The organism is uncultured Legionella sp. (assembly GCF_937871865.1).
Lineage (GTDB): Bacteria > Pseudomonadota > Gammaproteobacteria > Legionellales > Legionellaceae > Legionella.
On record NZ_CALMPD010000278.1, the window covers coordinates 1 to 9,843 of the forward strand.

Consider the following 9,843-nt stretch of genomic DNA (forward strand, 5'->3'; position numbering starts at 1 on the left):
ATTAAAAAACAGCTGAACAATAATTGGTTCATTTCTAGTCATGAAAAGCCCCTGGAGGAAACCCTTGGGGTCATGCTACTTCATCGTTCCACTCGCCAGGTTGCCTTAACTGAAATCGGGGCGGCATATTATCGTGAGGCTCAAAACATATTGTTTGCCGTAGATCAGGCTAATGGGGTTATTGTTGCAGCAAAGCAGGAACCAGTGGGTATTTTAAGGATAAAAAGTGTGCGATATTTTGCTGATTATTGCATTTTTCCACGGTTAACTGAATATATGAATTTATATCCTCAAGTTAAGGTTGATCTCCAAATTGCGGAACATATTCCTCATCTTCTAGAAGAGGATTTAGACATTGTATTTGGTATGTCAGCTCAGGTGGCTTCTAATTCAGTTCAAAAGAAAATTACTTCAACACGTTATGTTTTTTGCGCCTCACCGAGCTATATTCGGGAGCATGGAATTCCTGAGCACCCCATTGAACTACTTAAACATAAATACATTACTCATACCATGAGATCGCCTAATGATGCCTGGATTTTTCCAACAGGAGAAACAATATATTTAACTCCGGTTTTATATTTAAATGATGCGGCATCTATGCTGGAATGTGCTGTTAATGGTCTGGGGATTGTTTCGTTACATCATTATCAAGTTGCTGATGCTTTGGCTAGTGGTGATTTGGTGGAAGTGTTAGCTGAATACCGTATGCCCAAAATACCTGTTTTTCTTTATTATCATCCAGGCAGATACATGCAACCTAAAGTCAAAACATGGGTGGATTTTATGAGTACTAATATACCTGATGAGATTTAGGTTGATTGTGTGTGTTTATCTATAACTCTGCTTTATACGTTAATAGCGTTGAACAATCATATTTAGGTTTTGAATAAGGTAATATTCTGCATCACTTCGAATAATCCGTGAAATAAGTAATGAGAAATCGATGATCATATTAAGCTCAGGGAGTTTGAATTTTTGATTGACCCTCCAGCATAATTTATATTCACAATTGGGTTCTGGCAATAACTGTGGTTTGGTGAGCGCAATAGGGTGGATGCTTAATTTGTATTGCTCAATTATTTTAAGTTCATTGTTAAAAAAACTATTCATAGGACGCCACGCTTCTAATGAATAATGTTTTTGGACTGAATTTATGTCTTCAGGAGTGTCGTAATAGCTTGCATTGAGTGAATCCATTAATACTTGCTGAGCCCATTCGGTGACTTGAATAGTATTGGGGACTGAATTGGCAACGCTACATGCAGAAGAAATAAATAGGCTAATCAGCAATATTAAGCGGTAAGGCAATTTTGTAATCATATTTTAATCCCTTGTATTGCTATCCGATACTCAAACCTTCATTTCAATAAGTTGTTACGAACTTATAGTACCGAAATAGGAACAATTTCCAAGGCCATGAGAAATTACACTCTGTAATTAAAGTCTAGTTATATTAAAAGGCAATAGCCAGAATAAAATGACACTTCATAAACGCTTGAGTTAATGAGGAAATTATTATTCGAGATTGACCTGCAGTGAGGATAGGGGGAGAGGCATAGTGCTGGAGCAAACGATGTTCACTCCAGCTGAGAGAATACTGAATTTAAGAGGCGATTGCTTCTGAATGAATTTTTGATTGTAGAAGTATCTGGGCACATTTTTTAACTAAATGTTTTTGCACATTACTTTCAAGTTCAACTAATTCATGGGCGTAGTCATCATATTTAACCTTACCACTATTCACGTCATACATCGCACCAACAATACCCACTTCATCACTGTTGATCATGTTTCTTAATATATCACTTTGCGAATAAATATTTTGCATTGTATTGGCTATATTAAGTTCCGTTACACGGGTAACAAAAGAAACATTTTGTCCTGTACGATTATCCGTAATCTTGGTCTCTGCATTCATTGCTGGCTTTATTTTAGCAAGTAATTGAGTGATGTATCCTTGCTCAATACCATCACAGGCGGATTGTATCGCTCCGCAACGTGTGTGACCAAGAACTACGACTAATTTAGCACCTACGACATTACAGGCATATTCTACGCTCGCCAGTATGTCATCATTAATCACATTTCCGGCAATGCGGATACAAAAAATATCACCAAAACTCATATCAAATATGGTCTCAACCGGAACTCTTGAATCAATGCATGCGAGTACCACCGCAATTGGATGTTGCATTTTTGCTGTATGCTTAATGTCAACACGATTTGAACGATGGATTCGGGTGTCATGCAGGAAGCGCTGATTTCCTTCGTACAGTATATTGAGGACTTCTGCTGGAGTGAGATTGGATTGTACGTCATAGGTAGTCACATTGATAAAATCGATGTAATTATGGATTTTATAATGATCTTTAAACCCCGTCAGATTCAAGGCAAGATGTTTACTCGGAGCCTGATCTTCTTTGAACTCCTTTAACAGTTCCAGAATTTCCTTATCAATATATTGCGAGTATCGAGCATCGATAATCAGTTGCGAGTGTTTGGGAATAGAATCCAGTTCCGCGACCAACGCAGCTTTATTAAGAAAAGTCATCTGTTGCGGTAATATTAAACGGCTGGTAATGCCATTAGGATATATTTCTTTTATAATATCGATTCGTGTCTGGCTGTTTGATTTGAGGATGAAAAACAGTGAGATGGCTAGACCGATTAGTATTCCTGCGAGTAAATTAAAAGCGATGATGCTGACTACTGTTACGATAAATGGGATGAAGCGGTCGATTCCCTGGCTATAAATATTTTGATATATGGACGGTTTATTTAGTTTATAGCCGGTATATATCAATATTGCAGCCAGAGATGAGAGCGGGATTTTGTTTAATGCTCCCGGCATAACCATAACGGCAAATAAGATAAATACTCCATGTAAAATAGTAGATACTTTAGTTTTTGAACCAGCCTGAATATTGATAGAGGTTCTGACAATCACTGAAGTAACCGGAATACCACCAACAAGGCCTGCAGAAATATTTCCCACACCCTGGGCGATTAATTCACGGTTAGTTGAGCTGTGTCCCTTTTTCTTATCAATTCGTTCGCCTGCTTTTAGGTTAAGCAAAGATTCCAGAGAGGCTACAATGCCTATAATCAGTGCATATAAATAAATTTTGGGATTCCATATAGAGGCCCAATTGGGAAATTGCAGTTGACCGAAGAATTCATATAAACCTGTAGTATCAGGGATATTCACCAGTTGTGGTGAGTTTTGAACTAAAGGAGAATCCATCCATTGAAATACTTCATTTAAGAACACACCGGTTATTACGACCAGGATGGGGGCTGGAATTTCTTTTAATAATTTAACTTTTGTATATTCAAAATAGATTAATATGAAGATGGATATGGATGTAATTAACATCGCCCCGGTGTTGATGTGATTTGATATAGCAAGAAGGGGACTCAGTGTTATTACATCCGTGGCTTCTAATAAGTGCGCTTTAAGCTCATCAAAGTCAGAGGACAGCGTAAAAGCAAGTGGTAATTGTTTGATGATTAATAAAATACCAACGGCACAAAGAAGTCCTTGAACCACATTGGTAGGTACATAATCTGCGACAAAACCTGCTTTGAGGGTTCCTATGATTATTTGGAAGACGCCAGCCAGAGTCAGCGCGAGTAAAAAGGAATTAAAATCACCGATTTGTGCTATTGCTGTTACTACAACTGCAGCCATGCCAGCAGCGGGTCCACTAACACTAACATGAGATCCGCTAATACTCCCTACAACGACGCCACCAATTATTCCACTTAAAATACCAGAAAATAATGGAGCTCCAGATGCTAAAGCTATTCCTAAACATAATGGAATAGCAACGAGGAATACGACTATGGCTGCAACAAAGTCAAATTTTAAATATCTTTTTGTATACACCCGAAATGTTCGCGGGTTAATAATTTTTCTTCTTATCATCGAGAAGTTCCTGTACCTTAAATAAATATCATCAATAGCCAACCAGTTTATTATAAAAAGCGGCCAGTCCTTTATTTCCGCACAATGTATGTATATTAAGTACATTATGTTGCTTTATGATTAGCCTGTGCAAAACATACACTATACATTATGTAATATATTTGTAAAGAATGTTGCAAAGCTTTTTTGTGCCTGCGTACAGAATAAAGGTTTTTTAAGGTTTAGCCAGACATATATGAAATATATTTGTGAGCTTTAAGTCTTGATGGGATTTGGGCTAACTCGAGGTGAATAATTGGTATTGAAGATCAATAATTTTACGGGGTAGGGGACTTTGAAGTTATAGTCTGAAATATCATGTTGCCTAATATGCGTATGTGTTCAAACTCTATTGTTCCCCAAGATTCAAACATATTCACTCTGACCGCCGTTAACGTTAAGTTGGGAAAAGTACGTCATCCTGAGCATGGCGAAGGATCTCCCAAGATTCAGGAGATCCTTCGCCATGCTCAGGATGACATATTTGCCCTCAAAGGAGAGAGGACAGACAGACTTCGAAAAGAAGGTATGGTTCTTAAGTTGGCGCTATTCGCTGAACAGATATTTTTTCAGTCTTCCAGCACTTCAAATTCTTCTGAACTGAAGACTTTATCGTCCTCAATAGCACGTTCAGTAATTAATTCGTGCTCAAGATTTTTGAAATTCCACATGCTTTGATCCATTAATTGACTTGGTTTGATGCTTTGCAGTGCATGGAGCATGTTGCTGGGAACTTTAGGGTTTTCTGCTGCCAGTTGGTCGATTAAACGAGCTACTTTTTTACGCATCAGATTTTCCTGGGAGCCACAAAGATTGCAAGGGATAATAGGAAAAGCCTGTTCTTCAGCAAAAGTAATAATATCTTTTTCCTGGACGTAGCACATGGGTCTGATAACGATATGTTTTTTATTATCGCTAAGCAGTTTTGGGGGCATGGATCTGACATCGCCATTATATAATATAGACATCATTAATGTACGAATCATATCGTCACGATGATGACCCAACGCAATTTTATTAAATCCTTTTTCCTCTGCATAGCGATAAATAATACCTCTTCTCAAACGAGAGCATAGAGAACAATAGGTTTTACCTTCAGGTACTTTTTCCTTTACTATGCTGTAGGTGTCGCGGGTAAGAATTTCGTGTGGGATTGAGCGATCAGCTAGCCATTGACGAAGAACAGAGTCATCCCAACCTGGTTGAGCTTGATCCAGGGTGAATGCAAAAACTTCAAATTTATTTCCTGAACGACGTCGCAAATGGTCAAGAATAGTTAACATGGTAAACGAGTCTTTACCACCAGACAAGCAGACCATTACTCGATCTCCTCGTTGGATCATATTAAAATCTGCGATAGCCTTGCCAGTGTAATGCAGTAACTTTTTTTCAACTAATGAAGGATTGGACGACATAAAACAACCTAATTATATTATTTAGTGGCTACACCGGCTACAGAAGCTATTCCATTGACCCGTGTAGTAGTTAACCATGAATTTACCAGTTCAATATCATTTACATTTAAAGTACCAGCAAGATATTTTAAAGTTAAAATTGCATTTATTAAATCATATTGATCTCGTGCTAATTGTTCCTGAGCTTCGAACAGACGTTGTTGTGCATTGACCACGTCAACCATGGTACGTGTACCTACTTCAAACTGGGCTTCTGTACTTTCCAGTGAGTTTTGTTGGGAAATAATCGTTTGTCTGTCCGCTTTTACTTTACTGATTCCGTCGTTAATAGTATTAAATGCGATACGGCTATTTACCACTACATCTCTATAGGTTTGTTCCAATTGTTCACTGGTTGATTGGAATCCATATTGTGCTTGACGGGTTTGAGATTGTACCAGCCCCCCTTGAAATATGGGAAAGTTCATCGCTAATGCTACGTTGGCTTGAGTCTGCTTTGTCGGAGCAAAGAACGACGCACTATCTACTGTATTATGGCTCTGAGCAGCATTAGTTTGTACCGAAAACACAGGCCAGTTACCTGCTGATAACGCTTTCACGTTCTCTTTGGCTACTTCAAGAGAATATTTGGCAGCATAAAGTTTGTAATTTTGTTTCAGGCCAGTATCAATCCATTGGTTAACGTCATTGGGTTCTGGCTTGATTAAGGGAATCTTACTGTCGCGAAGCGGTGCCAGAGTCTCATAAACATGATTGGTCAATTTTCTTAAATTTTCACTTTGATTTACCTGATTGTTACGTGCCGATATAACGGTAGCCACTGACTGATCGTATGCGGCTTTTGCTTCATATACCGATGTAATTGCATCAAGTCCTACCTGAAATCGTTGGCTGGCTTGTTCGTACTGACGCTTGTTTGCACGTTTTTTGGCTTCTGCAAAATCGAGGGTGTCTTTGGCTAATAATACATCAAAATAAGCTTTGGCTGTTCTTAATATTAAATTCTGGGCTGCATCATTAAATGTTGCTTGTGCTGATTTAACAGAGGCTTTAGCTTGTGCGATTTTGGCCCATGCCTGATAATTAAATACCGCTTGAGATGCAGTAACCTGCCATACGTTATTGCTATAAAACAAGCTGGTACTCAAACCTCCAGCGGTTACATCCTGCAGATTTCGGCCAACCTGGCCAGTAATACCAACTTGTGGAAAAAGTGCAGCACGAGCTTGGGGCAATGCCTCTGTATTGGACATATAGGTATCATAAGCTGCTTTGAAAATCGTATCGTTATCAAGAGCCTGTTTATAAATATCCATTAGATCGGTTGCATAGGTATGTGTCGAGAGACCTAGAGTTAACATACAGAACAGCAGCGATTTCTTCATGCGAGCTTTCCCTAGAATACAAATTCTTTTGGTTTTAACTGATCTACAAGCGGAGGAATATCTGTTTCAAAAAGCATAGATTCTGTCCAGATCTCGTCATGATCCAAATGATGTAAACGAGCCTGCATTATAGGGGATTTCCCTTCTATAATGAATAATTTTCCTCCAGGTATTATCTGAAGTCTATGGGTTTCGGTCAACTGTTCCACTGCACCAGTAAATACCATAACATCGTATGGCGCTTTTTCCAACCATCCACGACATGCATCACCTGTAATTAACTCTACATTAGTGCAATTATGTGCGGCCAATTTCTGCTTTGCACTTTGGGTGAATTCTGGGTAATAATCGATACTGATTACTTGCTTGCATAATTTGCTGAGCATGGCAGTAAAAAATCCTGTTCCAGTTCCTACTTCAAGAACGGTTTCATTCCCTTTCAGTTCCAGACCTTGCAAAATTAACCCTTCTTCTAAAGGAGTTAACATCCGTTGGCCATGAGCCAGAGGAATTTGCATGTCTGAATAAGCAAAATGACTATAAAGTTCGGGTACAAATTCATGACGAGGAATTAGATCATATAAATCCAGTATGGAATCGTTTAAAACGTCGCCAGTTCTTAACTGTTGTTTGACCATATTAATGCGTGCGCTTTGATTGCTCATTTGTTCTACCGAGTTAATTATGTGTGTTAGGTTAAAACTTTGGGCCAATTTTAGCAAGAATTTGGCACATGTGCTAAGCATTAATGCCTTAAATTGAAAGTTATTATTTTTCTTATTCGTATTTCATGGTGACTATGTTTAAAATTTGTTATTATTTGCAGTTTTTGGGACTTACGAAAAAAACAGGGTCGGGGCAAAAATAGTTCTTAACGAAGAAGTTTAGATAGACTTAAACGGCCGAATTAAAAATTATTTTTGTCTCGTTCTTGGAGTTGTTCGTAAGTGCTGACGTTGTCAACAGTCATTGGAGAGTACAGTGCTCGAGCGATTTACTAATCATTTGCAAACCGAACTGGAAACACTTAAGGATGAAGGATTATTTAAATCCGAACGTATTATTTCCAGTCAACAACAAGCTGATGTAACCGTAAATAATAAGGAAGTAATTAATCTTTGCGCAAATAATTATTTAGGTTTGGCTAATGAGCCATTACTTATTGCCGAAGGGCAAAAAGCTTTGGCTGAATACGGTTACGGTATGGCTTCTGTTCGATTCATCTGCGGGACTCAGACTCCACACAAGCAATTGGAACAAAAAATAAGCCAATTTCTGAGTAAAGAAGATACCATATTGTATTCTTCCTGTTTTGATGCAAATACTGGTCTTTTTGAGACATTGCTGGGCGAAGAGGACGCAATTATCAGTGATGCACTGAACCATGCAAGCATCATCGATGGTGTCCGGCTATGTAAGGCTGCACGATATCGCTATGCAAATAACGACATGAAGGCTTTGGAAGAGCAATTGATTGCTGCGAAAAATGCACGATTTCGATTAATTGCAACAGATGGTGTCTTCTCAATGGACGGTATCCTGGCCAATCTGCCTGCTATTTGTGATTTAGCTGATAAATACGATGCTATGGTTATGGTTGATGATTCTCATGCAGTTGGATTTATGGGAGCAACGGGCAGAGGAACACCAGAGCATTTTGGGGTTACAGACCGTGTGGATATTATAACCGGTACGCTTGGGAAAGCGTTAGGTGGTGCTTCAGGTGGTTATACTGCGGCTAATCAGGCAATTATTGAATGGTTGCGCCAACGCTCCCGTCCTTATTTGTTTTCTAATACTCTGGCACCGGTAATTGCACATACCTCAAGTGTAGTATTGGATACTTTAATTCAAAGTAATACTTTGGCTGAAAAATTGAAACGAAACAGCCTCTATTTCCGTAAAGGAATGACTGAATTAGGATTTAAACTGATTCCAGGTGAGCACCCGATTATTCCCGTGATGCTGGGGGATGCGAGCCTTGCTGGCCGTATATCCAATAGATTGCTGGAGTTGGGGGTTTATGCTGTAGGTTTTTCCTATCCAGTGGTGCCAAAAGGTTTAGCTCGAATTCGTACTCAAATGTCCGCAGCACTTGAACTGCATCATTTGGATAAAGCATTGCATGCATTTGAAATTGCAGGAAAGGAATTTTCTGTTATCTAACAGTGAACTTCAGTCAAATGGAAAGGACAAAAAGTGATGCAGAACTGGTCCTGTTTTAATTACAGGACTTAATTAACTCATTATTATTTTGAGGATTTACATGAAATCGTTAGTCAAAGCAAAAAGAGAACCCGGGATTTGGATGCAGGATGTGCCAGTTCCAGAATACGGTGTAAATGACGTTTTAATTAAAATACATAAAACAGCAATTTGCGGCACAGACATTCATATTTATAAATGGGATGATTGGGCTCAGGCGACGATTCCTGTGCCTATGACTGTAGGGCATGAATTTTATGGCGAAATTGTTGAGGTTGGACAGGAAGTTCAGGGTTTGAGCGTTGGACAGCGCGTCTCTGGAGAAGGGCATATAACCTGTGGTTTTTGCCGAAATTGCCGAGCAGGGAAACGTCATCTATGCCGTAATACCCTTGGGGTCGGAGTGAACAGACCTGGGTGCTTTGCTGAATATCTGTCTCTTCCAGCTACTAATGTTATTGTTTTACCTGATAATATTACGGGCGATCAAGCGTCCATACTAGACCCTTTTGGCAATGCAACTCATTGTGCTTTGGCCTTTGATGCGGTCGGTGAAGATGTTTTGATTACTGGTGCTGGTCCAATTGGTATTATGGCAGTAGCGATAATGAAACATATAGGCGCCAGACATATCGTGATAACTGATGTGAATGAATATCGGTTAGATCTTGCTCGTAAAATGGGAGCAACCAGAGCTGTCAATGTGGCTCGTGAGAAGCTGGATGATGTGGTTTCTGAGTTAGGTATGCTGGAAGGCTTTGATATTGGATTGGAAATGTCAGGAAATCCTGTGGCATTGAATGATATGATGAAGTCGATGAATCATGGTGGTCATGTCGCTTTATTAGGTATTCCTCCTCAAGAAACG

The 9,843-nt window shown here is 39.1% G+C and carries 8 protein-coding genes; 3 read left to right on the forward strand and 5 right to left on the reverse strand.

The window, feature by feature from the left end; translation table 11 throughout:
• Positions 1-816, forward strand: an 816-nt coding sequence (locus Q0495_RS14995; RefSeq protein ID WP_298627720.1) for a LysR family transcriptional regulator, incomplete at its 5' end; no start/stop codon positions are given.
• A gap of 39 nt (positions 817-855) precedes the next feature.
• Here Q0495_RS14995 and Q0495_RS15000 read toward each other — a convergent pair.
• From Q0495_RS15000 to Q0495_RS15020, 5 genes are all read right to left on the reverse strand, one after another.
• Positions 856-1,323 (reverse strand): hypothetical protein, encoded by a 468-nt coding sequence (locus Q0495_RS15000; protein ID WP_298627722.1) that lies wholly within the window; start codon positions 1,321-1,323, stop codon positions 856-858.
• A gap of 283 nt (positions 1,324-1,606) precedes the next feature.
• Entirely contained in the window at positions 1,607-3,931 is a 2,325-nt protein-coding gene (locus Q0495_RS15005; RefSeq protein ID WP_298627724.1) for a SulP family inorganic anion transporter, read from the reverse strand.
• Between the two features lie 608 nt (positions 3,932-4,539).
• A complete protein-coding gene (gene ttcA, locus Q0495_RS15010; protein ID WP_298627726.1) occupies positions 4,540-5,385 on the reverse strand; it encodes a tRNA 2-thiocytidine(32) synthetase TtcA in 846 nt (281 codons plus the stop codon).
• Positions 5,386-5,402: 17 nt separating this feature from the next.
• Positions 5,403-6,770, reverse strand: a complete 1,368-nt coding sequence (locus Q0495_RS15015; protein ID WP_298627728.1) for a TolC family outer membrane protein — start codon at positions 6,768-6,770, stop codon at positions 5,403-5,405.
• Positions 6,771-6,781: 11 nt separating this feature from the next.
• The gene (locus Q0495_RS15020) at positions 6,782-7,435 is read right to left on the reverse strand and encodes a protein-L-isoaspartate O-methyltransferase (RefSeq protein ID WP_298627730.1); all 654 of its coding nucleotides are present in this window, start codon (positions 7,433-7,435) and stop codon (positions 6,782-6,784) included.
• Positions 7,436-7,751: 316 nt separating this feature from the next.
• Here Q0495_RS15020 and Q0495_RS15025 point away from each other — a divergent pair, with 316 nt between their 5' ends.
• Positions 7,752-8,936: a glycine C-acetyltransferase gene (locus Q0495_RS15025; RefSeq protein WP_298627732.1), complete on the forward strand. Its 1,185-nt coding sequence runs from the start codon at positions 7,752-7,754 to the stop codon at positions 8,934-8,936.
• 100 nt (positions 8,937-9,036) lie between these two features.
• The coding region (tdh, locus tag Q0495_RS15030) for an L-threonine 3-dehydrogenase (RefSeq protein ID WP_298627734.1) at positions 9,037-9,843 on the forward strand (807 nt) is incomplete at its 3' end.

What these genes read in the sequence shown, in the direction of transcription:
- ttcA (WP_298627726.1), bottom strand. Translation starts at nt 5,385, where the DNA reads ATGTCGTCCAATCCTTCATTAGTTGAAAAAAAGTTACTGCATTACACT.
- Q0495_RS15015 (WP_298627728.1), bottom strand. Translation starts at nt 6,770, where the DNA reads ATGAAGAAATCGCTGCTGTTCTGTATGTTAACTCTAGGTCTCTCGACA.
- Q0495_RS15005 (WP_298627724.1), bottom strand. Translation starts at nt 3,931, where the DNA reads ATGATAAGAAGAAAAATTATTAACCCGCGAACATTTCGGGTGTATACA.
- Q0495_RS15000 (WP_298627722.1), bottom strand. Translation starts at nt 1,323, where the DNA reads ATGATTACAAAATTGCCTTACCGCTTAATATTGCTGATTAGCCTATTT.
- Q0495_RS15020 (WP_298627730.1), bottom strand. Translation starts at nt 7,435, where the DNA reads ATGAGCAATCAAAGCGCACGCATTAATATGGTCAAACAACAGTTAAGA.